The sequence below is a fragment of the Frigoribacterium sp. VKM Ac-1396 genome, assembly GCF_015350895.1.
Lineage (GTDB): Bacteria > Actinomycetota > Actinomycetes > Actinomycetales > Microbacteriaceae > Frigoribacterium.
Genome location: NZ_JADKSD010000001.1, coordinates 1,206,245 through 1,229,111 on the forward strand (window position 1 = coordinate 1,206,245; position 22,867 = coordinate 1,229,111).

The 22,867-nt window shown below is 73.5% G+C and carries 23 protein-coding genes, 1 pseudogene and 1 riboswitch; of the genes and pseudogenes, 12 read left to right on the top strand and 12 right to left on the bottom strand.

What is annotated here, in order from left to right; all coding sequences use genetic code 11:
- Positions 1-35: 35 nt before the first annotated feature.
- Positions 36-887: a pyrroline-5-carboxylate reductase gene (gene proC / locus ITJ55_RS05580; protein ID WP_194594417.1), complete on the bottom strand. Its 852-nt coding sequence runs from the start codon at positions 885-887 to the stop codon at positions 36-38.
- A gap of 46 nt (positions 888-933) precedes the next feature.
- Here proC and ITJ55_RS05585 point away from each other — a divergent pair, with 46 nt between their 5' ends.
- Positions 934-1,896, top strand: a complete 963-nt coding sequence (locus ITJ55_RS05585) for a cation diffusion facilitator family transporter (protein WP_194594418.1) — start codon at positions 934-936, stop codon at positions 1,894-1,896.
- A gap of 53 nt (positions 1,897-1,949) precedes the next feature.
- Here ITJ55_RS05585 and ITJ55_RS05590 read toward each other — a convergent pair whose 3' ends face one another.
- Positions 1,950-2,381 (bottom strand): nucleoside deaminase, encoded by a 432-nt coding sequence (locus tag ITJ55_RS05590; RefSeq protein WP_194594761.1) that lies wholly within the window; start codon positions 2,379-2,381, stop codon positions 1,950-1,952.
- Positions 2,382-2,474: 93 nt separating this feature from the next.
- On the opposite strand from ITJ55_RS05590, the gene upp reads away from it, so the two are divergent.
- The 5 genes from upp (at position 2,475) to ITJ55_RS05615 (ending at position 8,128) form a co-directional block, all read left to right on the top strand.
- Complete coding sequence (upp, locus tag ITJ55_RS05595) at positions 2,475-3,107, top strand: uracil phosphoribosyltransferase (RefSeq protein WP_056257890.1); 633 nt, start codon at positions 2,475-2,477, stop codon at positions 3,105-3,107.
- A gap of 500 nt (positions 3,108-3,607) precedes the next feature.
- The gene (locus ITJ55_RS05600; protein ID WP_194594419.1) at positions 3,608-4,384 is read left to right on the top strand and encodes a winged helix-turn-helix domain-containing protein; all 777 of its coding nucleotides are present in this window, start codon (positions 3,608-3,610) and stop codon (positions 4,382-4,384) included.
- A gap of 359 nt (positions 4,385-4,743) precedes the next feature.
- Positions 4,744-5,181 (top strand): MarR family winged helix-turn-helix transcriptional regulator, encoded by a 438-nt coding sequence (locus ITJ55_RS05605; protein ID WP_228497569.1) that lies wholly within the window; start codon positions 4,744-4,746, stop codon positions 5,179-5,181.
- Positions 5,178-6,551 (top strand): deoxyribodipyrimidine photo-lyase, encoded by a 1,374-nt coding sequence (locus tag ITJ55_RS05610; RefSeq protein ID WP_194594420.1) that lies wholly within the window; start codon positions 5,178-5,180, stop codon positions 6,549-6,551. The genes ITJ55_RS05605 and ITJ55_RS05610 overlap by 4 nt, the downstream gene beginning before the upstream one ends.
- Before the next feature lie 146 nt (positions 6,552-6,697).
- The gene (locus ITJ55_RS05615; RefSeq protein ID WP_194594421.1) at positions 6,698-8,128 is read left to right on the top strand and encodes a serine hydrolase domain-containing protein; all 1,431 of its coding nucleotides are present in this window, start codon (positions 6,698-6,700) and stop codon (positions 8,126-8,128) included.
- A 114-nt stretch (positions 8,129-8,242) separates the two neighbouring features.
- Here ITJ55_RS05615 and ITJ55_RS05620 read toward each other — a convergent pair whose 3' ends face one another.
- Both ITJ55_RS05620 and ITJ55_RS05625 read right to left on the bottom strand, forming a co-directional pair.
- Positions 8,243-9,175, bottom strand: a complete 933-nt coding sequence (locus ITJ55_RS05620) for a carbohydrate kinase family protein (RefSeq protein WP_194594422.1) — start codon at positions 9,173-9,175, stop codon at positions 8,243-8,245.
- 131 nt (positions 9,176-9,306) lie between these two features.
- The gene (locus ITJ55_RS05625) at positions 9,307-9,756 is read right to left on the bottom strand and encodes a DoxX family protein (protein ID WP_194594423.1); all 450 of its coding nucleotides are present in this window, start codon (positions 9,754-9,756) and stop codon (positions 9,307-9,309) included.
- Between the two features lie 276 nt (positions 9,757-10,032).
- Here ITJ55_RS05625 and ITJ55_RS05630 point away from each other — a divergent pair, with 276 nt between their 5' ends.
- Together ITJ55_RS05630 and ITJ55_RS05635 are read left to right on the top strand one after the other, a co-directional pair.
- Entirely contained in the window at positions 10,033-10,818 is a 786-nt protein-coding gene (locus ITJ55_RS05630) for an NAD(P)-dependent oxidoreductase (protein WP_194594424.1), read from the top strand.
- 67 nt (positions 10,819-10,885) lie between these two features.
- On the top strand, positions 10,886-11,329 hold the full coding sequence (locus ITJ55_RS05635; protein ID WP_194594425.1) for a GNAT family N-acetyltransferase: 444 nt from the start codon (positions 10,886-10,888) through the stop codon (positions 11,327-11,329).
- A 31-nt stretch (positions 11,330-11,360) separates the two neighbouring features.
- Here ITJ55_RS05635 and ITJ55_RS05640 read toward each other — a convergent pair whose 3' ends face one another.
- Positions 11,361-11,831: an Lrp/AsnC family transcriptional regulator gene (locus ITJ55_RS05640; protein WP_194594426.1), complete on the bottom strand. Its 471-nt coding sequence runs from the start codon at positions 11,829-11,831 to the stop codon at positions 11,361-11,363.
- A gap of 167 nt (positions 11,832-11,998) precedes the next feature.
- Here ITJ55_RS05640 and ald point away from each other — a divergent pair, with 167 nt between their 5' ends.
- The 3 genes from ald to ITJ55_RS05655 all read left to right on the top strand — a co-directional run bounded on the left by ald (position 11,999) and on the right by ITJ55_RS05655 (position 14,621).
- Positions 11,999-13,108, top strand: a complete 1,110-nt coding sequence (gene ald / locus ITJ55_RS05645) for an alanine dehydrogenase (protein ID WP_194594427.1) — start codon at positions 11,999-12,001, stop codon at positions 13,106-13,108.
- A 108-nt stretch (positions 13,109-13,216) separates the two neighbouring features.
- Entirely contained in the window at positions 13,217-13,780 is a 564-nt protein-coding gene (locus ITJ55_RS05650) for a TetR family transcriptional regulator (RefSeq protein ID WP_194594428.1), read from the top strand.
- Between the two features lie 43 nt (positions 13,781-13,823).
- Positions 13,824-14,621 carry a dienelactone hydrolase family protein gene (locus ITJ55_RS05655; RefSeq protein WP_194594429.1) on the top strand — a complete coding sequence of 266 codons (798 nt, stop codon included), beginning with the start codon at positions 13,824-13,826 and terminating at the stop codon, positions 14,619-14,621.
- A 112-nt stretch (positions 14,622-14,733) separates the two neighbouring features.
- Here ITJ55_RS05655 and ribH read toward each other — a convergent pair whose 3' ends face one another.
- The 6 genes and pseudogenes from ribH to ITJ55_RS05685 all read right to left on the bottom strand — a co-directional run bounded on the left by ribH (position 14,734) and on the right by ITJ55_RS05685 (position 20,063).
- Positions 14,734-15,234: a 6,7-dimethyl-8-ribityllumazine synthase gene (gene ribH, locus ITJ55_RS05660; protein ID WP_194594430.1), complete on the bottom strand. Its 501-nt coding sequence runs from the start codon at positions 15,232-15,234 to the stop codon at positions 14,734-14,736.
- Between the two features lie 86 nt (positions 15,235-15,320).
- Positions 15,321-15,926 (bottom strand): annotated as a pseudogene (gene ribB, locus ITJ55_RS05665) (3,4-dihydroxy-2-butanone-4-phosphate synthase); the annotation flags it as partial.
- A 50-nt stretch (positions 15,927-15,976) separates the two neighbouring features.
- Positions 15,977-16,702 (bottom strand): riboflavin synthase, encoded by a 726-nt coding sequence (locus ITJ55_RS05670; RefSeq protein WP_194594431.1) that lies wholly within the window; start codon positions 16,700-16,702, stop codon positions 15,977-15,979.
- Between the two features lie 182 nt (positions 16,703-16,884).
- Positions 16,885-17,021: riboswitch (FMN riboswitch) on the bottom strand.
- A 244-nt stretch (positions 17,022-17,265) separates the two neighbouring features.
- The gene (locus ITJ55_RS05675) at positions 17,266-17,958 is read right to left on the bottom strand and encodes a pentapeptide repeat-containing protein (protein ID WP_194594432.1); all 693 of its coding nucleotides are present in this window, start codon (positions 17,956-17,958) and stop codon (positions 17,266-17,268) included.
- Positions 17,959-18,035: 77 nt separating this feature from the next.
- Entirely contained in the window at positions 18,036-19,460 is a 1,425-nt protein-coding gene (locus tag ITJ55_RS05680) for an L-serine ammonia-lyase (protein ID WP_194594433.1), read from the bottom strand.
- Between the two features lie 87 nt (positions 19,461-19,547).
- Positions 19,548-20,063 (bottom strand): MarR family winged helix-turn-helix transcriptional regulator, encoded by a 516-nt coding sequence (locus ITJ55_RS05685; RefSeq protein WP_194594434.1) that lies wholly within the window; start codon positions 20,061-20,063, stop codon positions 19,548-19,550.
- An 88-nt stretch (positions 20,064-20,151) separates the two neighbouring features.
- Between ITJ55_RS05685 and ITJ55_RS05690 the strand changes: the two genes are divergently transcribed.
- A complete protein-coding gene (locus ITJ55_RS05690) occupies positions 20,152-22,347 on the top strand; it encodes an MMPL family transporter (protein WP_194594435.1) in 2,196 nt (731 codons plus the stop codon).
- Here ITJ55_RS05690 and ITJ55_RS05695 read toward each other — a convergent pair.
- Positions 22,272-22,847: a thermonuclease family protein gene (locus tag ITJ55_RS05695; RefSeq protein WP_194594436.1), complete on the bottom strand. Its 576-nt coding sequence runs from the start codon at positions 22,845-22,847 to the stop codon at positions 22,272-22,274. The genes ITJ55_RS05690 and ITJ55_RS05695 overlap by 76 nt on opposite strands.
- Between the last annotated feature and the right edge of the window lie 20 nt (positions 22,848-22,867).

Consider the following 22,867-nt stretch of genomic DNA (forward strand, 5'->3'; position numbering starts at 1 on the left):
GCCGCGCTGCCGGGTGCGTTCGGGCAGGATGCGGCTCAGCGGCCCTCGGCGATCTCGCGGTTGCGGGCGAGGGCGGCCTGGGTGGCCCGCTCGAAGAGATCGACGAGGCCGCCCTGCTCGAGCTCGGCGACGGCACGTTCGGTCGTGCCGCCGGGGCTCGTGACTCGGCGGCGCAGTTCGGTCGGTGCGGTGTCGGCCGGCAGGACGTCGCTCGCCGCGAGCAGCTCGCTCGCCCCGCGGAACGTGCCCTGGACCATGGTGGCGGCCTGCGCACGGGTGAAGCCCAACGCGACCGCCGCCTCCTGCAGTTGCTCGATCAGGTAGAAGACGTAGGCGGGCCCCGAGCCCGAGATCGTGCTGAGCGCGTCGATCTGCGACTCGGGGACGACCACGACGTCGCCGACGACGGCGAAGAGCGACCGGGCGAGCGCCAGGTCGGCGTCGGTCGACCGTGACCCGGCGCTGAGGCCGGTGACGCCCAGCCCGACGTGCGACGGGGTGTTCGGCATCGAGCGCAGCACCGAGACGGACTCGGGCAGGGCGGCCTCCATGGTGGCGGTCGTGACGCCCGCGGCGAGGCTGACCACGACGGCGCCCGCGTCGAGCACCGGGCCGATCTCGCGCAGCAGGTCGACCACCATGTGGGGCTTGACGCCGATCAGCACCAGCCGGGCGCCGACGACGGCCGAGGCGTTGGCACTCGGGTCGGTCTCGGTCGCGAGCGAGGTGACGGTGCCGTGCCGCAGGGCCCGCGCCTTCACCTCGGTGCGGTTGGTCACCCGCACGCCGCCGTCGACCTCGACCTCGGGGCGCAGCAGGCCCTGCAGGATCGCGCCGCCCATCGAGCCGGCTCCGAGAATCGCTGTGGTGGGGAGGGTGGTGACCATCCGGCCATCCTAGGATCGACCTGGACCACACGAGGGGATCGAACCGATGAGCACTCACGGCGGCAACAAGGCGATCATCGCCGCACTCAGCGCGAACCTGGGCATCGCGGTGACCAAGTTCGTCGCCTGGGCGTTCTCGGGCTCGTCGTCGATGCTCGCCGAGGGCGTGCACTCGCTGGCCGACTCGGGCAACCAGCTGCTGCTGCTGCTCGGCGGCCGCCAGGCGAAGAAGGCGGCCGACGCCGAGCACCCCTTCGGCCACGGGCGCGAGCGGTACGTCTACGCGTTCGTCGTGTCGATCATCCTGTTCAGCGTCGGCGGGGTCTTCTCGCTCTACGAGGGCGTCGAGAAGCTGCGCGAGCCGCACCCGCTCGACGTGCCGTGGCTGCCCGTGCTCGTGCTCGCGATCTCGCTCGCCCTCGAGGGGTTCTCGCTGCGCACCGCGATCCGCGAGGCCCGCCCGAGCAAGGGCCAGCAGAGCTGGGCGTCGTTCATCCGTCGGGCGAAGGCCCCCGAGCTGCCCGTCGTGCTGCTCGAGGACGCCGCGGCGTTGCTCGGCCTGACGTTCGCCATGATCGGCGTCGTCCTGACCTGGATCACCGGCGACGGCCTCTACGACGCGATCGGCACCATCGCCATCGGCCTGCTGCTCGTCGCGGTGGCCGTGATCCTCGGCATCGAGACCAAGAGCCTGCTCGTCGGCGAGGGCGCCTCGGCCGGCGACGTGCAGAAGATCCGCGACGCCGTCACGGGCGGCTCCGAGGTCGAGTCGATCATCCACATGAAGACGCTCTACCTCGGGCCCGACGAACTGCTCGTCGGCGTGAAGGTCGCGATGCCCGGCCGGACCGTGCTCGCCGACGTGGCGAGCGCCATCAACGCGGTCGAGGCGCGCATCCGCGAGGCCGTGCCCATCGCCCGCGTCATCTACGTCGAACCCGACGTCTGGGTGAAGCCCGGCCAGGTCGACCCGCCCACCGACGCGATCGTCATCCGCGCCGCCGACTGAGACCCCGGGAGGCGCGGGGCACCGACCGGCGCCGCTCGGCTCGGTGCCTGGGATCAGCGCCGCTCGGCGAAGAACGCGTCGAGCTGCGCCCGGCACTCGGCCTCGCGCACCCCGGCGTAGACCTCGGCGCGGTGCGGCAGCCTGCGGTCGCGGGCGATGTCGTAGACGCTGCCCGCGCCTCCTGCCTTGTCGTCCCAGGCACCGTAGACGAGCCGCGGCACGCGTGCGGCGAGCAGGGCGCCGGCACACATCGGGCACGGTTCGAGCGTGACCACGAGGGTCGTGCCGGTGAGGTGCCAGTCGCCCGTGTGCCGGGCGGCGGCCCGCAGGGCGATCACCTCGGCGTGGGCCGTCGGGTCCTGTCGCAGCTCGCGCTCGTTCCGCCCGGTGGCGATCACGACCCCGTCGGCGTCGACCACGACGGCACCCACCGGCACGTCGGCCGAGACCCGACAGGCGTCGGCCTCGACGAGGGCGAGCGACATCCAGTCGTCGAACTCGGGCGGGACGGCGATCACGGGGCCTCGGCGGGGTCGGGGCGGCTCACGGAACCGGTCGACTCCGCTACCGTTGAGCCTATGCGAGTGCACGTAGCGGACCACCCCCTCATCACCCACAAGCTGACCGTGCTCCGTGACAAGAGCACGCCCTCCCCCACGTTCCGGGCGCTGACCGAAGAGCTCGTCACCCTGCTGGCCTACGAGGCCACGCGCGACGTGCGCACCAGCCCCGTCGACATCGAGACGCCGGTCGGCCCCGCCACCGGTCTCGAGATCAGCCAGCCGCGGCCGTTGGTCGTGCCGATCCTGCGGGCGGGGCTCGGCATGCTCGAGGGCATGACCAAGCTGGTCCCCACGGCCGAGGTGGGGTTCCTCGGCATGGTGCGCGACGAAGAGACCCTGCAGCCGACGACCTACGCCGAGCGCCTGCCCGACGACCTCTCGAACCGCCAGTGCTTCGTGCTCGACCCCATGCTCGCCACGGGCGGGTCGCTCATCGCGGCCATCGACTACCTGCTCGACCGCGGCGCCGTCGACGTCACGGCGGTCTGCATCCTGGCCGCCCCCGAGGGTCTGGCCGCGGTCGAGAAGGCCATGCAGGGCCGCGACGTGCACGTCGTGCTCGGCGCCGTCGACGAGAAGCTCAACGAGCAGGGCTACATCGTGCCCGGCCTCGGCGACGCGGGCGACCGCCTCTACGGGCTCGCCTGACGCGACCCTCGCTCACGACCCGCACCGCGCCTCCTGGACGTCAGGAGGCGCGGTTCGTCGTCCCGGCGCCGGTCACGGTGCCCGTCGGCGCGCCTCGCTTGACACGGGGACGCGGCGTGTAACAAGATCGACCCCATGACTAACAGCGTGCTCACCCCGACCTCTCGTGAGGCCCTCGGGAGCACCGGCACGATGATGCCGATGCACGCTGTCACGTGTCGAATGTGTGCCTGATCCGGCCACACACCTCGCCGAGTCGAAGCTGCTGACACCGCCAGCTGAGCTCGCGGCCCCACCCGGTCGCTGAGCCACCGACTCCAGGATGCCTCGCGTCGCCACCCCCGACGCGCATCCCGAACGGTGCATCGCACCGACTGCTCGTGACGTACGGCACCATCGCCGGCGGGATCGAGCACCGACACACATCGAGCAGTCCCTCGGCATCCCGGCGACCCGTCGGCCCGAGCGGCAGCCGCCGTCACGCAAGGACCCCGCCTGTCATGTCCCTCATCCTCGACCGCCCCGTCACCGCCACCCGCACCGTCTCGCCCGCTCGTCCCGCCGCACCGACCCCCCTCCGCGAGGTCGCCCCGGCCCGCTCCGCCGCCCCCGTCGTCCCGCCCACCGCGTCGGCGGTCGACGCCCCCGCGGCACCTCGACCCCGCGCCGTGCCCGAGGGCACCGAAGCCCGCGGCTTCGTCCTCTACGTCGGACTCGACGAGCTCAAGGCCGCAGCCGACGGCACGTCGCTCGGCGACGTGGTCTCGCAGATCAAGGAGCTCGTCGCCCGCATCGCCCCGGCGGCCGAGACCCACGCCGCCGTCGCCCTGGCGCCCGAGGGTGCCGGCGGACGCGACGTCGAGGTCGTCCGGCTCGCCCTGCAAGACCCTGCGGCGCTCGCGAAGCGCCGCCAGGTCACCGAGGACGACGAGCCCGGCGCCCGCGGCGGCGTGGTCGTCGACATCTCTCGCAAGCGCCTGCTGCTCGACGGAGACGTCGCACCCCTCACCTACAAGGAGTTCGAACTGCTGCAGTACCTCGTGTTGCGCGAGGGCCGCACCATCGAGCGGGCCGAGCTGATCTCGAGCCTGTGGGCCGACGGCGACGACGAGGTGCCCAACGAGCGCACCATCGACGTGCACGTCCGCCGCCTGCGGTCGAAGCTCGGCGCTTTCGAGGACATCGTCCGCACCGTGCGCGGCGTCGGCTACCGGTTCGACCGTCACGCGGACGTCTCGATCCGGCACGCGTCGACCCCGTCGCCCGACGTGTTCTGATCCGCCTGCACCCGACGTCGGCCCCCGGACGCCGCAGGGCGTCGACCTCGACGTCGGCACGGGTCGCTCTGCCGGAGTTCTCAGGAACTGCTCGGAATCAACGCTGGACCACCGTTACCGATCCGTTATAGATTGTGTCTCGCCGACGTCGTTTGCTGTGGCGGCCGAGGCGGAATGTGATTGCAGGACACTCTTGGTGCAAGGGAAGAGGGCCGGTCGCCATCGGGCGACCGGCCCTCTGTCGTCCTCCCCGGGGACGACCCGGCCACGGCTCGGTCCCGCCGGTGTCGGCCCGACGTCGGTGGGCTTTCGTAGACTCGTCCTCGACGAACGTGAGGTGCGACATGACGGAGACATCGATGGCAGTGGGTGCCTGGGAGGCGCTGTTCCGGGCCCAGGTCAGCGTCATGCGCGAACTGACCGACTGCTTCCCGACGAACGAGATCTCGTTCAACGAGTACGACGTGCTGTTCAACCTGTCGAACCAGCCCGACCGGCGCGCGCGCATCCGCGACCTGACGCGCCACCTGCTCCTCACGCAGCCGAGCATCAGTCGCCTCGTCGACCGGCTCGCCTCGAAGGGCATCGTCGAGAAGGCCTCGGACCCCGGTGACGGGCGCGGCATCATCGTGGCCATGACCGACGAGGGGTACGACCTCTACCGCCGGACGGCCGTCAGCCACGCCGCGGCCATCCGGCGGCGCGTGGGCGGCGCCCTCGACGACGACGAACTGGCGTCCCTGGCCGACCTGTGCACGAAGCTGCGCCTCGGCACCCCGATCGAGGCGAGCGCATGACGTCACCGTCGATCGTCTGGCTGCGCGACGACCTCCGCCTGGCCGACAACCCCGCCCTGACCGCCGCCGTCGAACGCGGCGAACCCGTCGTCGTGCTCTACCTGCTCGACGACGAGACCGACGGCATCCGCCCGCTGGGCGCGGCGTCGCGGTGGTGGCTGCACCACAGCCTGTCGGCCCTCGACGCGTCGCTGCGCGAGATCGGCGGCCGACTGACCCTCCGCCGGGGCCCCCAGGCCCGCGAACTGCCCCGCCTCGTCGACGAGATCGGTGCCGGTGCCGTCTTCTGGAACCGCCGCTACGGGCTCGCCGCGCGCGACGCCGACGCCGACCTCAAGTCGTCGTTGCGTGAGCGCGGCCTCGACGTGCGCAGCTTCCAGGCCAACCTGATGTTCGAGCCCTGGACGATCCAGACCGGCCAGGGTCAGCCGTTCAAGGTCTTCACGCCGTTCTGGCGGGCCTGCCTCGACCGGCCCGAGCCGCGGCACCCCCTGGCCGCCCCCGACGAACTGCACGCTCCCCGTTCCGGGCCCGACGGCGACGACCTCGACTCGTGGCAGCTGTTGCCCACGACGCCCGACTGGGCCGGTGGGCTCCGCGAGGCCTGGACCCCGGGCGAGGCCTCCGCCCTAGACACCCTCGAACGCTTCGCCACGGGGCACCTGGCCGACTACGGCCTGCGCGACGAGCCGGCCCAAGAGGCGACGAGTCACCTGTCGCCGCACCTCCGCTTCGGCGAGGTCAGCCCCTTCCAGGTGTGGCACCGCATGCGCGGCGACCTCGCACCCGACGCCCGCGAACAGGCCTCGGGGTTCTTGCGCGAATTGGTCTGGCGCGAGTTCAACCACACGGTCCTGTTCGCGAACCCGCACCTGGCCACGAAGAACTACCGTCCCGAGTTCGACGAGTTCCCGTGGCACGAGCTCGAGCAGGGCGAACTCGAGGCCTGGCAGCAGGGCACGACGGGCATCCCCCTGGTCGACGCCGGCATGCGCGAGCTCTGGACGACGGGCTACATGCACAACCGCGTCCGCATGGTCACGGCGAGCTTCCTCGTCAAGAACCTCTTGGCCGACTGGCGCGTCGGCGAGCAGTGGTTCTGGGACACCCTGGTCGACGCCGACGAGGCCAACAACCCCGCCAACTGGCAGTGGACCGCGGGCTCGGGGGCCGACGCCGCACCGTACTTCCGGGTGTTCAACCCCGTGCTGCAGGCCGACAAGTTCGACAAGCACCGCGACTACGTGCGCCGGTGGGTGCCCGAGGTCGACGACGACTCGTACCCCGAGCCCATGGTCGACCTCAAGGCCTCGCGACGTGCCGCCCTCGACGCCTACGAGGCGATGCGGCGCAGCACGCGGTCGGACTGACCGGCCGCCGCCCGGTCTGACCCACCCCGCACCGCTTCGGCCCGCGCCGCTGCGGTCGGCCCGTTCCGCCCGGCCCGTTCCGCCCGGCCCGTTCCGACCAGCCCGTTCCGACCAGCCCGTTCCGCCCCTCCGAGAGGATCACATACGTGACGACGACCCCCGACCCCACCGGCTCCGCGTCCCCGACGGGCATCGACGCCGTGTTCGCGGCCCGCCGACCCGAGCGTCGCGGGCCGAGCGCGGTCTGGGCGACCTTCGACCGCTCGGGTCTGACGCACGACGGGTCGTCCGGCGAGATCGCCCCGGGCAGGGCGCCCGGCGTCGACACCGCCTACCGGATCGCCTCGTGCACCAAGAGCTTCACGGCCACGGCCCTGCTCGCCCAGCGCGACGCCGGGCTCGTCTCGCTCGACGCTCCGATCACCGACTTCTTGCCGGCGTTCGCCGAGGTGGTGCTGCCCACGGCCGACTCCCCGGTGCCGACGCTGCGCATGCTGCTCACCATGTCGGCCGGCTTCCCGACCGACGACCCGTGGGGCGACCGACAGGAATCCCTCACCGACCACGAACTCGACGCGCTGCTGCGGGCCGGGCTCGCCTTCGACAGCGTGCCCGGCACGACGTTCGCCTACTCGAACCTCGGTTTCGCCCTGGTCGGCCGGGCGATCGCCGCCGTCGCCGGCCGCCCGTACCGCGAGGTCGTCGAGTCGACGATCCTCGCGCCCCTCGGCCTGTCGGCCACGGGGTTCGAGGCGACCGTGCCGGCGGCCGGCGGCGTCGCGACCGGCCATCGCCGCGCCTCCGACGGGGGCGACGCCCTGCCGTTCTCGGGGCCCGGCGCCTTCTCGCCCATCGGCGGGCTCTTCAGCACGGTCACCGACCTGACCCGCTGGGCCCGCTGGCTCGGCTCGGCCTTCGACCCCGAGGGCCGCGGCGACCTCGACGGCATCCTGTCGCGCGCCTCCCGACGCGAGATGCAGCAGGTGCAGCGGTTCGTGCCCGCCCGAGCCGGGCACCCGGGCGGGTACGGGTTCGGCCTGTTCGTCGAGCACTACCCCGACCACGGCCCGGTGGTGTCGCACAGCGGCGGCTACCCCGGCTTCTCGGCCCACATGCGGTGGCAGGCCGCGACCGGCCTGGGCGCGATCGGCTTCGAGAACGCGACCTACTCGAAGGTCTCGGAGCCGATCGGCCTCGCCCTCGACGGCATCATGGCCGACCGGGCCGAGTCCCGGGTCGTCGTGCGACCCTGGCCCGAGACGACGGCCGCCCGCGACGCGGTCGAGGCCGTCGTCCGCGGCGGGGCCGTCCCCGACGGGCTGTTCAGCGAGAACGTCGAGCTGGACCTCCCGCTCGACCGTCGACGCGCCTCCTGGGCCGCTCTCGTCGAGTCCGTGGGCGGCTGGGACGACTCGGCCGACGGCGATCCCCTGCCGGCCGACGAGTCGACGGCGCCGTCTCACCTCGTCTGGCGTCGACGCGGCGCCCGCGGCGCCGTGCGCTTCGAGATCCGGCTCACGCCCGAACGTCCGCCCCGCGTGCAGACCGTGACGGTCACGAGCGAGAGCTCGCGCTAGCGAGGCGTCGAGGCGGACCGCCGGATCGGGCGGGTCGGGCGGGTCGGGCGGGTCGTTCGGGTCGCCCCGGCCGACGGCTCGAACGGACCGACCGACTCGACCGGATCGGCCAGGTCACGAGGGCGGCCTGCCGCCCGCGACGCCCGCCGCCCTGGCCGCCGCCCGGGCCCCGCTGCGACCGGCGACGCCGAGGCTGCGCGAGGTCGCCCATGCGGCGATGAACCCCGCCGAGAACGCGTCGACCAGACCGACCGAGTCGACCCACCGCGTGGCCACGCCGTCGACCGTGACGGGCGGCAGCCCCTGCGTCGCCACGGTCGCTCCCCCGTCGTCGGCGACGACGGCGACCACGCCGAACCGACGGGCCAGCGCCTCGGCCGACTCGGACGGCTGCTCGAAGCCCGTGAGCTCGAGGGCGGTCTCGCGGGACGGGAAGAACAGGTCGGCCCCCTCGACGGCGGCGAGGAACGCCGGTGGCCCGAACCGGCGGACCACCGAGGCACTGCCCGGTGCGACCGAGACGAGCGCACCGACCTCGCGGGCCCGCCCCAGCAGCCGGCGGAGGGCGACCGGGCTGCGCGACTGGGCGACCGTGTACCCGGTGAAGTGCACGAGGCCGGCCCTCGACACGAGATCGTCGGGCACGTCGTCGGGACCGAACGAGGCGCCGGCGCCCCGGTCGGTGAACATGGTGCGAGACGCCCCGTCGACCGTGATCACGACCGTGCCGGTCGGGTCGTGCGCGTCGTAGGCCAGCCGGGCCGAGACCCCGGCGTTGGCGAGCAACTGCGCGTGCCGTTGGAGGTCGGCCGTGCCCACCCGGCCGGCGAACGACACGTCGACGCCCAACGAACCGAGCCACGCGGCCGTGTTGGCGGCCGAGCCCCCCGCACGGTGTCGAATCGTCGCGGCGGTCTCGGTCCCCGCCGGGTCGGCCGTCCGCGGCATGACGATGATGTCGTCGAGCACGTCGCCGAACACGACGACGGGAGAACCGGGGCGGGGTCGTTCGTCGGGCGTGCGGAGACGGTCGTGGGCGGGGGGCATCGCCGACCAGCCGATCACGGATCACGCGCCCGGGCGGGACGAGGAGGCGCAAATCACCCTCGCGGGCACGTCACGATCACCCGTCCCGCCCGGGCGGGCGCCGTCAGGGGCCCGCCGTCAGGGGCGCGCCGTCAGGCGGGGACGGGCTCGGAGGCCGGGGTCTCACGCCGAGCGCGTCGACCGCGCACGACCACCGCGTCGAGGGCGAGGCGGCCGGGGCCGGTCAGTACGATCGCGACCGAGGCCACGGCGAGGACGAGCACGTACTCGATGCCGCCCGTCGTCGAGAGGAACCCGTTCGGCAGGTGGACGGCGACCAGGGCGACGACCGCCGTGACCGCCAGGAGGGCCGCGGCGACCCGGGTGGCGAAGCCGACGACGAGGGCGACCCCAGCGGCGAGCTCGGTGACGGCCGCGACCGGGGCGGCGACCTCGGCGAACGGGATGCCCATGCCGCCGAAGGCGCCCTGCGTCGCGGCGAGGCCGTCGACCGCGAGCTTCTGCCACCCGTGCACGACGAACACCACCCCCAGGACGACGCGCAACAAGAGGATTCCGAGGGACGAGGAGGCTGACGACACGGGGTGCCTTTCGATCGGGAGCAGGGTCGGGGCACATCGTCGGGCCTCGGGTCACGGTACGAGGTGACGCGTCACCGACCCCGACCGTGGAGTGCCCTGCCAGGGCATCGCCAGAGCCCTGCCAGGCTCGGGTGGGGCATCCGGGGGACGTGGGGACGAGCCCCGAGGGCCCTTCGGTGGACTCGCGACGTGCCCCGGGCGTCGGTGTCGGCGGGTACCGGCAAGATGAGGGCACGGGGTGCCCGGCGGACGGGCCGACGACGAGAGGCGGCACACATGGCGACCATCGCGATCACGGGGGGCTCGGGGCGCATCGCGACCTGGGTCCGTCCCCTCTTGCTCGAGGCCGGCCACCACCTGAGGCTGCTCGACGTGGTGGCACCCCGCGACGACCTCCGAGAGCACGAGACCTTCGAGCACGTCGGCGTGACCGACCTCGAGTCGCTCACGGTGGCGTTCGAGGGGGCCGACCTCGTCGTCCACCTCGCCTCCCACGCCAGCGAGCGCACCTGGCACGAGATCCGCGACCTCAACGTCGAGAGCGCGTACGTCGTGCACGAGGCGGCCCGTCGTGCCGGCGTGACCCGCGTCTTCGCGGCCAGCTCGGTGCACGCCGTCGGGTTCGAACCCGGCACGAGTGCCGCCGACCACGACGTGCCGGCTCCCCGCCCGGACTCGTTCTACGGCGTCAGCAAGGTGCTGCTCGAGGCCGTCGGCAGCCTGTACGCCGACCGCTTCGGCTCGACCGTCGTGTCGGCCCGCATCATGACCTGCGAGGTCGAGCCCCACGACGTCCGCAGCCTCGGCACCTGGTTGTCGCCGGCCGACGCGGCCCGCCTGATGCTGGCGACCCTGACGAGCGCCCCGGCAGGGCACCACGTCGTCTGGGGCGTCAGCCGCAACACCCGTCGCGTCGTCTCGCTCGCCGCGGGTGAGGCCGTCGGCTACCACCCCGAAGACGACGCCGAGGCGTTCGCCGAGCGGTTCGCCGGCCAGGTGCAGCCCCCCGACGCTCCCGTGGGCGGCGTGTTCACGACCCTGCCGCTCGGTGAGGCCTCGTGACGACCACGCGTCCGAGCGGGCGCGCCGCCGGTGCAGGCCGCGTCGGCGGGGCCGGTACCGTGGCTCCGTGACCACCACCCTGCACTCGTCGTCCGTCGCCGCCGTCGATCCCGTCGTCCTGTACGAGATCCTGCGCCTCCGGGTCGACGTCTTCGTGGTCGAGCAGGACTGCCCGTACCCCGAGCTCGACGGGCGCGACCTCGAACCGACCACGCGCCTCCTCTGGTCCCGCGACGACGACGGTCGGGTCACGGCGACGCTGCGCGTGCTGCACGACGGTGACGACCGACGCATCGGTCGGGTGGCGACCGCCGCGGCCGCGCGCGGACGCGGCCTCGCCGCCGACCTGATGCGCGCGGCCGTCGCCTCGTGCGAGGGCCGGCTCGTGCGCCTCGACGCCCAGGCCCACCTGTCGGGCTGGTACGCCCGCTTCGGCTTCGTGGTCGACGGCGACGAGTTCGTCGAGGACGGCATCCCGCACCTGCCGATGACGCTCGCCGCCACGCGCTGACGTCGAGCCCGGCCGCCCGTTCGGCGACCGGTCAGACCGTCGGCCCGGGGTGGTGGTGCTCGAAGACGAGGCTGGTGCGGGTCGAGGCGACCGCGGGGTGCGCCGACAGGTGGTCGAGCACGAACTCCCGGACGTCGTTCGTGTCGCGCACGGCCAGGTGGATGATGAAGTCCTCCGACCCCCCGAGGAAGAACAGCTGCACCACCTGGGGCAGGGCCCGGATCTCGGCCGAGAAGGCGGCGATCCGCTGACGGGCCGACGCCAGGATCGTCACGCTGATCAGGGCCTGCAGGTCGAGGCCGAGCGCCGACAGGTCGATCTCGGCACCGAAACCGGCGATGACGCCGCGCTCGACGAGGGACCGGAGGCGCGCGAGACAGGTCGACGGAGCGATGCCCACCCGGGCCGCCAGCGTGGCGTTCGGGGTGCGGCTGTCGGCGACCAGCAGGCGCACCAGCTGTCGGTCGACCTCGTCGAGCCGAACGTCGTTCGTCGCAGCCATCTGTTCTCCTGCCGTCACCGTCGATCGTGCGGCGCGATGCCGTCCGCACAGAATATCGTGCCGAATGCTTGGCACGCGTCGACGCGAAACAGCACACTGACGTCAGTTCGGCGAACAGAGGCGTGCACCGGCCGCCGTCGTCGAGACCACCGTCGAGAGGACGAACCATGCGCGTCGGCATCCCCACCGAGATCAAGAACAACGAGAACCGCGTCGCGGTGACGCCCGCCGGGGTGCACGAGTTCTCGCGACGGGGGCACGACGTGCTCGTGCAGTCGGGGGCGGGCCTCGGCTCGGGCTTCTCGGACGAGGCCTTCGCCGTCGCCGGTGCGACCCTCGTCGACGACGCCGCGACGGTCTGGGGCGAGTCCGATCTGCTGATGAAGGTCAAAGAGCCCATCGCGGCCGAGTACCCGCTGATGCGGGCCGACCAGACCCTCTTCACCTACCTCCACCTCGCGGCCTCGCCCGAGTGCACCGAAGCGGTGCTCGCCTCGGGCACCACGGCGATCGCCTACGAGACGGTGCAACGGGACGACCGCAGCCTGCCGCTGCTCTCGCCGATGAGCGAGGTCGCGGGCCGCCTGTCGACCATGGTCGGCGCCTACCACCTCATGAAGCCCGTCGGCGGCACGGGGGTGCTGCTCGGTGGCGTGCCCGGTACGCCCAAGGCGAAGGTCGTCGTGATCGGCGGCGGGGTCGCCGGTGAGCACGCGGCCGCGAACGCCCTCGGCCTCGGCGCCGACGTGACGGTCGTCGACGTGTCGCTGCCGCGCCTCCGTGCCCTCGAGGTCCAGTTCGGCGGACGCGTCCAGACGAGGGCCTCGACGGCGTACGAGATCGGTGCCCAGGTCGCGGATGCCGACCTCGTCGTCGGGTCGGTGCTGATCCCCGGGGCCCAGGCGCCCAAGCTCGTCACCGACGAGATGGTCGCGTCGATGCGCCCCGGGTCGGTGCTCGTCGACATCGCCATCGACCAGGGCGGTTGCTTCGAGGGCTCGCACCCGACCACGCACGACGACCCGACCTTCGCCGTCCACGACAGCGTCTACTACTGCGTCGCGAACATGCCCGGCGCGGTGCCGCAGACGTCGACCAGGGCCCTGACGAACGCGACCATGCCGTACGCCCTCGCCCTGGCGGATCGCGGGTGGCGTGACGCGATCGCCGCGGACGCGTCGCTCGAGCGAGGCGTGAACGCCGTCGCGGGTCGCGTCACGAACGCCGGCGTCGCAGCCGCGGCGGGCGTCGAGGTCGCCGACGCGCGGGCTCTCTGAGCAGGCCGGGCCCCCTGACCGGACGACGAGCGAACCGCACCGTCCGGTAAGCGAAGTCCTCGACCCGAACCAGGTGGTCCGGTGGGCACCTGCCCCTATGCTCTGGGCATGGCACGACGACCCACCCCGCCGCGGGAACGACTGCTCGAAGCGGCCCGTGCAGAGTTCGCGGCCCGGGGCCTGGCCGGCGCCCGGGTCGACACCATCGCCCGCGACGCCGAGGCGAGCAAAGAGCGTCTCTACGCCCACTTCTCGACCAAGCGCGACCTCTTCGACGCGGCCCTCGGCGAGAGCATCGGGCGCTGGATCGCCGTCGTGCCGTTCGACGCCCACGACCTGCCGGGGTGGGCCAGCGCCCTCTACGACCACCTGGCCTCGAACCCCGACGACGCCCGCCTGCTGCTCTGGGGTCAGATCGAGGGCGTCGCCCTGCCGAGCCCCGGCGTGCTCGACCACGGCCAGCTCGAGGCGCGCCGCGACTCGGTGAGGGCCGCCCAGGACGCGGGCGACATCTCGTCGGGCTGGGACGCGGACGAGCTGCTGACGATGGTCTTCGGCGTGGTCCTGGCCTGGTTCGTCACCCCCGAGGCGACGAACCTGCACACCGGACCGCAGCAGCGTCGGTGCGACGTCGTGCGGCAGGCCGTCGCCCGCATCGTCGACCCGGGCTGAGGCCGGCAGGCGTCGTCCGTCCCGCCGGGAGTAGCGTCCCGGTGTGACCACGACCGAACCCAGACCCCCGCTCTCCCCCGACCTGCAGCGCGTCCTCGACAGCGTGCCCGACCCGGGCGGCGTCACGACGTCGGACGAGGTCTACGCGGCGACCGACGTCGATCTCGAGGGGTTCCTGGCCAAGCCGGCCCGCGCCTCCTCGTCCGACCTCGTGCCCGGCGTGCTCGTGCTGCACGACTGGATGGGCGTCATCGACCACGTCGAGGTGCGCGCGCAGATGCTCGCACGGCTCGGCTACGTCGCCCTCGCCGGCGACGTCTACGGGCAGGGCGTGCGCCCCTCGCCGCAGGAGGCCGCCGGTGAGGCGGGCAAGTACTACGGCGACGTGCCCCTGTTCCGCTCGCGGTTGCTCGCGAACCTCGAGCGACTGCGCGCCGAACCCGGCGTCGACCCCTCGCGGATCGTCGTGATGGGCTACTGCTTCGGCGGCTCGGGGGCGCTCGAGCTGGCACGCGCGGGTGCCGACGTCGCCGGCGTCGTGTCGTTCCACGGCGGACTGGGCACCGGCATGCCCGCCGAGAAGGGTGCCGTCACGGCCCCGCTGCTCGTCATGACGGGCGCGGCCGACCCGGTCGTCCCCGACGAGGCGGTCGTCGCCTTCGAGGACGAGATGCGTTCCGCCGAGGCACCCGACTGGCAGGTGCTGAGCTACAGCGGCGTCATGCACGCCTTCGCGGTGCCCGGGACCGACGCACCCGACCACGGCGCGCAGTACGACGCCCGGGCCGACCGCCGCTCGTGGCAACAGCTCGAGGCGTTCCTCGACGAGGTCTTCGCCTAGCCGCTCGCGCCGGCCCCGGTGTGCCCGGCGGGAGGCGCGGGTCGACCGGTCGAGGAGGCGCGGCCGAGGAGGCGCGGTGCCGGGACGCACGTCGCCCCGGCCCCGCAGGCGGTCAGAAGCCGGCGATGCGGGCGGTGCCCGCCCGTGCGAGGTCGCGCAACCGGACTGCCGTGACGATCGCCGCGTGGGCGGCCTCGGCCCCCTTGTCCTCCTTCGAGCCGGGAAGCCCGGCCCGGTCGAGGCCCTGCTGTTCGTCGTCGAGGGTGAGCACGCCGAAGCCGACCGGCTTGCCGGTGTCGAGGGTGACCCTGAGCAGGCCCGACGTGGCCGCGTCCGAGACGTACTCGAAGTGCGGCGTCCCGCCTCGGATGATCACGCCGAGCGCCACCACGGCGTCGGCCCCGGCCTCGAGGGCGGCCTTGGCGACGACGGGCAGCTCGAAGCTGCCGGGCACCCGGACGACGGTGGCCGTGGCCCCGAGGCGCTCGACGGTCGACAACGCACCGGCCAGCAGGCCGTCGCTGATGGTCTCGTGCCAGGTGCCGGCGACGATGGTCACGCGGACTCCCGTGCCGTCGACGTCGAGTTCGGTGGGTGCGCCTGCTCCGCTCATGCGGGGTCTCCTTCGGGGGTGCTGGGGGTGCTGGGGGTGCCGTGGGTGGTGTCGTCGTGGGTCGTGTCGTCGTGGGGTTCCGTCGCCGGCGCGTCGAGGTCGCGGTCGCCCAGCCAGCTGACGAGGTCCGCGATCGTGACGACGGGCACTCCCTCGCGGGCACCGAAGTCGAGCAGGGCCGGCAGGCGCATCATCTCGCCGTCGTCGCCCACGATCTCGCTGATGACCGCGACCGGTCGGAGGCCCGCGGCCTTCATCAGGTCGACGGACGCCTCGGTGTGTCCGTCGCGCTCGCGCACGCCGCCGGCTCGGGCCCGCAGCGGCAGGACGTGCCCCGGGCGGTGCAGGTCGTCACGGACGCTGGTCGCCGACGCGAGGGTCCGCAGGGTCGTCGCCCGGTCGGACGCGCTGATGCCCGTCGTCACGCCGGCCGCCGCGTCGACGCTGACCGTGTAAGCCGTGCCGCGGGCGTCCTCGTTGTGGGCGACCATGGGGGGCAGGTCGAGCCGGTCGGCGATCTCGTCGGTCATCGGCGCGCAGACGAAGCCCGACGACACCCGCACCGTCCAGGCGAGCCACTCGGGCGAGGCGAGCTCGGCCGAGAGCACGACGTCGCCCTCGTTCTCGCGGGACTCGTCGTCGACCACCACGACCGGTCGGCCCCGTCGCAGGTGCTCGAGGGCGAGCTCGATCGGCGCGGGGCGCGAGTCGACCCGCGCCTCCTCGGCCGGCGTCGACACGGTCACGAGCGCCCCGTCGCGACGGCGTCCACCGCGCCGGCGGTGCCCGCCGCGTCCACCGGGCCGACGTCCGACGTGCCGACGTCCGCCGCGCCGATGTCCGACGTGCCGGTCGTGCCCAGGGCGTCGAGCCGCAGCATGCGTCGCACGTGCCGGGCGAGCACGTCGGTCTCGACGTTGACGCGGTCGCCGACGGCCTTGCCGCCGAGGGTGGTCACGGCGAGGGTCTCGGGGATCAGGCTGACCTCGAACCATCCCGGCACGGCGCCGGGTTCGCTGATCGCGCTGACCGTCAGGCTCACGCCGTCGAGGGTGACCGACCCCTTGTCGACCAGCAGGGGTGCGAGGTCGTCGGCCAGGTCGAAGCGCACGCGGCGCCAGGCGTCGCCCTGTTCGATCTCGACGACGGCGGCCGTGCCGTCGACGTGACCCTGGACGATGTGGCCACCGAGGCGGTCGCCGACGCGCGCGGCGCGCTCGAGGTTGACCGCGGTGCCCGCCCCGAACGAGCCGACGGTGCTCATGGCGAGGGTCTGACGCATCACGTCGGCCGTGAAGGTGTCACCCTGCTGCGCGACGACGGTCAGGCAGACGCCGCTGACCGAGATCGAGTCGCCATGCGCGGCGTCGGCCAGGACGGCCGGGCCACGGACGGTCAGGCGGACGCTGTCGCCTTGGTCGTCGACGCGCTCGACGCGTCCGAGTTCTTCGACGAGTCCGGTGAACATCAGCGCACCGCCGTGGCCGTCGTGCCGTGCGGGCGTCGCGCCCCCACGGCTCGTGTGCGGCGCGTGCTCGCTGCCTGCGTGGTCATGTCGTCCTCCGGTCTGCCTGGCTCTGCCGAGGGCTCTCCGGGGGTGCGCGACGCGAGGGTCGGCATCGGCCCGGGGTCCGCGGACGGACGACCGGGCCCGCGCACCTCTCATCCGGACTATGACCGTCGGTACCGGAGTTCCACCGGTTCAACCGGGCCCTCACCTCTCGGTGACGACACGGGTCGCGGACTGTGACCGCCGGCTCAGATTTTCACTGACCCCGGAGCGCGTTGCTCTGTCGGCGACGATAGCACCGCCGCCCGGGCCGCCGCCGTCGTGTTCGGCGACGGCGTAGCGCGACGCGACGTGGACGACGCCACGAGATGGGCACGCCGCCAGGAGATGACGTGGCGCTGTGCCCACGTCGTAGCGCGGTGCCCACGTCGTGGCGCGGTGCCCACGTCGTGGCGCGGTGCCCACGTCGTGGCGCAAGGCCCACCCCGTGCTGCGGTTCCCACCCGCCGGCACGGCACGGCTCAGCCGACGACGAGCCCCAGATGTGCGGCCATCGTCGGGGCGAAGGTCGCGAGCTGCAGCTCGTCGATCGTCGCGCCCCGCAGGCCTTCGAAGCCGTCGATGCGCGAGAAGTCGCTCGTGCGCAGGTCGGTGTGCGACAAGGAGGCGCGGGTCACGTCGAGCGTGCCGATGCGGCAGTCGACGAGCGCGACCCGCAGGGCCTGCACCCCGCCGAGGTCGAGCTCGCCGATGGTGCACCCCTCGATCACGACGTCGGTCAGGCGGGCCCCGCGCAGGTTGAGGAAGTCGATCTTGCCGCCGACCAGGTGCACCGACCGCAGTTCGGCGTCGAACAGCTCGGCCGATCCCCACCGCGGCCGCTCGACCCGCACGTCGCGCCAGGTGCTGCGCGACGCGGCGAGCTCGGGCGCGAACGAGTCGGTCAGCACCGACTCGACCAACCGGGCGCCGCGCAGGCGGGCCGACCCGAGCCGGGGCGACTCGAAGACGCACTCGGTGAACTCGGCCCCCTCGAGGTCGCGGTCGGTGAGGTCGGCGTCGACGTACCGCTCGAGCTCTCGACTGTCGCGCGGCCCGAGCAGGTCGGTGCCGAGGTCGACGAGGCCCTGCGGATCGACCGGGTCGAGCCGCGGGGCGTCGGTGCCGCCCGGGGTCGCGGGGCGGGACGACGAGGGGCGGCGCGGCGGGGTCATGCGTCGAGGCTAGCGGCGGGGTGCGACACGACCCGCGCCGCCTCGGCCGCCCGCCGTCAGCCGTCCGCCGTCCGCCGTCAGCACTCGATGACGTTGACCGCGAGGCCGGCGCGGCTGGTCTCTTTGTAGCTGTCCTTCATGTCGCGTCCGGTCTGGCGCATCGTCTCGATGACGGTGTCGAGGCTGACGACGTGGCTGCCGTCGCCCAGCAGGGCCATGCGGGTCGCGGCGACCGCCGTGCCCGCCGCGATGGCGTTGCGCTCGATGCACGGCACCTGCACGAAGCCCCCGACGGGGTCGCAGGTGAGGCCGAGGTGGTGCTCCATGGCGATCTCGGCGGCGTTCTCGACCTGGCGGGGCGTGCCGCCGAGAAGGGCCGTCAGGGCGCCCGCGGCCATCGACGCGGCCGACCCGACCTCGCCCTGGCAGCCGGCCTCGGCCCCCGAAATCGAGGCGTTGCGCTTGTAGAGCGACCCGATCGCCGAGGCGGTCAGCAGGTAGGTGCGGGCGAGCTCGTCGTCGGTCGCCCCGTGGAACCTCATCGCGTAGTAGGCCACGGCCGGGATGATGCCCGCGGCGCCGTTGGTCGGCGCCGTGACGACGCGTCCGCCGCCGGCGTTCTCTTCGTTCACGGCCATGGCGTAGGCCTGCAGCCACTGAGCGGGCAGGTCGGAGGCCAGCAGCGAGGAGGCGCGGCCCCGGTCGATCGCGGAGCCACCGAGCGCGAAGGCGGTCGCCCGCTCGTCTTGCTGACGCAGCATGGTGGCGAACTGCCGGGCGCGACGGGGCACCTTCATCCAGCCCGGCAGGACGCCGGTGGCCTCGAGCCCGGCGTCGACGCAGGCGCGCATCGCGGACCAGCGGTCGTCGAGGCCCGCCGCGGCGGCGGCCTCGCCGTGCAGCGCGACCTCGTTGCGCCAGGCGAGCTCGGCGATCGATACGCCCTCGGCGTCGCAGAGGCGCAGCAGGTCGTCGGCGTCGGTGAAGGCGAAGGGCGCCTCGGCGGTGGGCACGGCCTGCTCGTCGTCGCCGTCGCGCACGACGAAGCCGCCGCCGACCGAGAAGTAGACCTCGCGGGCCAGGCTGTCGCCCGCGGCGTCGTAGGCCTCGACGCTCATCGCGTTGGGGTGGCGTGGCATGCGGGTGAGCGGCGCCATGCGCAGGTCGTTCGGGGCGAAGGCGATCTGGTGACGACCGAGCAGCCGCAGGCCGCCCCCCAGCTCGACCGCCTGCTGCATGCCCGAGACGACCTGCGGGTCGCACGTCTCGGGCTGCATGCCCGCGAGCCCGGCGAGCACGGCCGAGGGGGTGCCGTGGCCGAGGCCCGTGGCGGCGAGCGAGCCGTAGAGCACGGCCTCGACGCGGGTGACGTCGGCCAGGTGACCCCCGGCCTCGACGCCGAGCAGGAACTCGCGGGCGGCCCGCATGGGGCCGACCGTGTGCGAGCTCGACGGCCCGATGCCGATCGAGAAGAGATCGAGAGCCGAGACGTGGTCGGTCACGTGCCACCTGCCTTCCGGGTACGCGACCACGGTACCCGCTGCCGCCGACGGTCAGGGGCCGGGGACGCCGAGGAGGCGCGGGTCGCCTCAGTCGGGACGCCCCACCTCGCGTGCCCGCTCGGCCATCGCGCCCGACATCCCCTCGAGGAACCGCCGGACGGTCTCGAGCTCGCCCTCGTCGAACCCGGACATGACGCGGTCGCTCATCACCCCGAGCGGTCCGAAGAAGGCCCCCGCGACCTCGCGGGCGCGGTCCGAGTACCGCACGAGCACCCGACGCCGGTCGGCGTCGTCGCGGCCGCGTTGAACGTGGCCGACCTTCTCGAGCCGGTCGATCACGCCGGTGGCCGCGCCCGAGGTGACGCCGAGCAACTCGCCGAGCCCCCCGGCCGTCACGGGGTCGCCGTCGCGTTCGGCCTGCATGACGTGCAGCAACGCCTCGAGGTCGATGTGGCCGAGGCCGTGCTGCGCGGCGAAGGCCTGGGCGACCTTCTGCGACTCGGTGGTCAGGCGCTGCATGTGGGTGACGATCTCGTCGGCCTGCGGAGAGCGGGCGGGACGAGCGGTCGCGGCCGTGGGAGCCGGGTCTGTCGGGGTGGGCATGGGACCTCCTGCCCCACGATTCTGGTGGATGCCCCGGTGATCTGCAATACTCTTAGCTCCTAAGACATTCAGCAACTGAAGGATCACCATGCGCACCCTCGCCCGCATCGTCAGCGGCCACCGCACCGCCTGGGCCGTGCTCGCGGCCACGGCCGTGGCCGTCACCCTGCTCTTCGCCGTCCTGCCGACGAGCGAGGGCGACGCCGCGCCGCCGTCGGGCGTCCCCGACACGAGCCAGTCGGCCGAGGTGACCGAGTTGCTCAGGCAGTTCCCGAGTGCCGACACGACCGTCGGCATCGTGGTCTTCACCCACGGCGGCGAGCGCCTCGACGCCGCCGACCTCTCCGCCGTCGACGGGCGGGCCGCCGCCCTGGCCGAGCTGTCCACCACGCCCCGGGCCGTCACGCCTCAGGTCAGCGACGACGGCACGGCGGCGCTCGTCGCCGTCCCGCTCGACGCCGCGACGACCGACGACGACGTCGCGGGCACCGCCACGGCCCTCCGTGACGCCGCCTCGGCCGACCTGCCCTCGGGGCTCGACGCCCTGCTCACCGGCCCGGTCGGGTTCCAGGACGACGTCGCGAACTCGTTCGCCGGGGCGGACGTCCGACTGTTGCTCGTGACCGTCGTCGTCGTGGCCGTGCTGTTGATCGTCACCTACCGCAGCCCGGTGCTCTGGATCGTGCCGCTCGTTGTGGTCGGCGCGGCCGACGCCCTGGCCGGTCGCGTCGCCGCCGCGGTGGCTGAGCCCCTCGGCATCTCGCTCGACGCCTCGATCTCGGGCATCCTCTCGGTGCTCGTGTTCGGCGCCGGCACCAACTACGCCCTGCTGCTCGTGGCCCGGTACCGCGAAGAACTGCTGCGTCAGCCCGACCGCCACCGAGCCATGCGCACGGCCATGACGAGCGCAGGCCCGGCCATCGCGGCCAGCGGCGGCACGGTAGCGCTCAGCCTCCTGACCCTGCTGCTGGCCTCCCTCTCGGGCAACCGCGCCCTCGGGCTGGCCTGCGCCGTGGGCGTCGTCGTCGCGATCGTCTTCGCCCTGGTCGCGCTGCCGGCGGCACTCGTGGTCTGCGGTCGCGGGCTGTTCTGGCCTTTCGTGCCCCGCGCCTCCTCGTCCGAGGCGGCCGACGCGGGCGACGCGGCCGACGCGGACCGGACGCCCCACGCCACCGCAGGAGGCGCGCCCCACCACGCGGCACCGCGGCGCGGGTTCTGGGACCGCCTCGGGCGCGGCGTCCGACGTCGTCCGGCGATCGTGGCCGTGTCGGCCGTCGCGGGCGTCGGGGTGCTGTGCCTCGGCCTGAGCGGGTACGCCGTCGGCCTCTCGCAGACCGACCAGCTGCTCGGCGACCCCGACTCGGTCGTCGCGCAGCGGGTGATCGACGAGTCGTTCTCGGCGGGCCTGACCAGCAGGACGACCGTGCTCGCTCCCTCGGCCGTCGCCGACGAGGCGACCGCCCTGGCGTCCGGCACCGAGGGCGTCGACACGGCCACGGCCGGTGAGACCGCCGGCGGGCTGACCCGCGTCGACCTGCAGCTGTCCGCCGAGCCCGAGAGCGACGCCGCGTTCGCGACGATCGAGCGCCTGCGCACCGGGTACGCCGACGCCGGTGGGCGACTCGCCGACGCACTCGTCGGCGGCAGCGACGCCACGGCCTACGACACCAAGGTCGCGGCGCAGGCCGACGTCGACCTGATCGCGCCGATCATCCTCGCGATCGTCTTCGCGATCCTGGCCCTGCTGCTGCGGTCGCTGGTGGCCCCCGTGCTGCTGATCGCCTCGGTGCTCGCGACGTTCTTCGCGAGCCTCGGGGCGTCGACCTGGCTGTTCCAGAACGTGCTGGGGTTCCCGGCGGTCGACACGGCGGTGACGCTGTACGCCTTCTTGTTCCTGGTCGCGCTCGGGGTGGACTACAACATCTTCCTCACCACGCGGGCCCGCGAGGAGGGCCTCGTCCACGGCACCCGTGAGGGCATGGTGCGGGCCCTCTCGTCGACGGGCGCCGTCATCACGAGCGCGGGGGTGCTGCTCGCGGCCGTCTTCGCCGTGCTCGGCGTGCTGCCGGTCGTGGCGCTGACGCAGGTCGGCGTGATCGTCTGCATCGGCGTGTTGCTCGACACCCTCGTGGTCCGGACCGTGCTCGTGCCCGCTCTGGTGTTCCTCACCGGGGACGCGTTCTGGTGGCCGGGTCGCCGGCCGTCCCGTCAGCCGCAGGCGCCCCAGAGCCCGGTGCGCGAGGCCTCGGCCGACGCCTCGGCCGCGACGAACCGGTCGCGGTAGCGGTAGGCGTCGTCGTAGGTGTCCTCGCGCCCGTACCCACCGGCGACGAGCCGCTCGTTCAGCATCGTGCCGTCGGGCGACCAGACGTAGCGCAGCAGTCGGTCGTAGCGGTCGGCGTCCCCCTGCGAGGCGTCGGCCTCGAGCCAGACGGTCGCCCCCTCGGGCAGGGCGGACGTCGTGAACGAACTCGCCTCGGGGCCGAAGCAGTCGACCGGGGCGTCGGGCTTCACCGTCTCGGGGGTGTCGACGCCGATCAGGCGGATGCGCTCGCGCTGCCCCGCCACCGTGACGACCACGGTGTCGCCGTCGACCACGCGGTCGACCACGGCCTCGACGCTGCCGGCCGGGACGCTCGTGGGCACGGGGGCCGCACCCGCGCCTCCTGCGCCTGCGTCACCGGCGCCGCCGCCCGCCTCGCCACCGAGGAGGCGCGGGAACGCCACCAGGACGGCCCCCGCCACCAGCACCACGACGAGCCAGGCCAGTCGTCGCGGCGTCATGCGGCGGCTGGTCGGCCGCC

Bases quoted from the DNA above. Each gene is read 5' to 3' on its own strand.
- ITJ55_RS05650 (WP_194594428.1), top strand. From the start codon at position 13,217: ATGGCACGACGACCCACCCCGCCGCGGGAACGACTGCTCGAAGCGGCC.
- ribH (WP_194594430.1), bottom strand. From the start codon at position 15,234: ATGAGCGGAGCAGGCGCACCCACCGAACTCGACGTCGACGGCACGGGA.
- ITJ55_RS05605 (WP_228497569.1), top strand. From the start codon at position 4,744: ATGGCAGTGGGTGCCTGGGAGGCGCTGTTCCGGGCCCAGGTCAGCGTC.
- ITJ55_RS05690 (WP_194594435.1), top strand. From the start codon at position 20,152: ATGCGCACCCTCGCCCGCATCGTCAGCGGCCACCGCACCGCCTGGGCC.
- ITJ55_RS05585 (WP_194594418.1), top strand. From the start codon at position 934: ATGAGCACTCACGGCGGCAACAAGGCGATCATCGCCGCACTCAGCGCG.
- ITJ55_RS05610 (WP_194594420.1), top strand. From the start codon at position 5,178: ATGACGTCACCGTCGATCGTCTGGCTGCGCGACGACCTCCGCCTGGCC.
- ITJ55_RS05695 (WP_194594436.1), bottom strand. From the start codon at position 22,847: ATGACGCCGCGACGACTGGCCTGGCTCGTCGTGGTGCTGGTGGCGGGG.
- ITJ55_RS05675 (WP_194594432.1), bottom strand. From the start codon at position 17,958: ATGACCCCGCCGCGCCGCCCCTCGTCGTCCCGCCCCGCGACCCCGGGC.
- ITJ55_RS05670 (WP_194594431.1), bottom strand. From the start codon at position 16,702: ATGTTCACCGGACTCGTCGAAGAACTCGGACGCGTCGAGCGCGTCGAC.
- proC (WP_194594417.1), bottom strand. From the start codon at position 887: ATGGTCACCACCCTCCCCACCACAGCGATTCTCGGAGCCGGCTCGATG.
- ITJ55_RS05640 (WP_194594426.1), bottom strand. From the start codon at position 11,831: ATGGCTGCGACGAACGACGTTCGGCTCGACGAGGTCGACCGACAGCTG.
- upp (WP_056257890.1), top strand. From the start codon at position 2,475: ATGCGAGTGCACGTAGCGGACCACCCCCTCATCACCCACAAGCTGACC.
- ald (WP_194594427.1), top strand. From the start codon at position 11,999: ATGCGCGTCGGCATCCCCACCGAGATCAAGAACAACGAGAACCGCGTC.
- ITJ55_RS05620 (WP_194594422.1), bottom strand. From the start codon at position 9,175: ATGCCCCCCGCCCACGACCGTCTCCGCACGCCCGACGAACGACCCCGC.
- ITJ55_RS05590 (WP_194594761.1), bottom strand. From the start codon at position 2,381: ATGTCGCTCGCCCTCGTCGAGGCCGACGCCTGTCGGGTCTCGGCCGAC.
- ITJ55_RS05630 (WP_194594424.1), top strand. From the start codon at position 10,033: ATGGCGACCATCGCGATCACGGGGGGCTCGGGGCGCATCGCGACCTGG.
- ITJ55_RS05600 (WP_194594419.1), top strand. From the start codon at position 3,608: ATGTCCCTCATCCTCGACCGCCCCGTCACCGCCACCCGCACCGTCTCG.
- ITJ55_RS05685 (WP_194594434.1), bottom strand. From the start codon at position 20,063: ATGCCCACCCCGACAGACCCGGCTCCCACGGCCGCGACCGCTCGTCCC.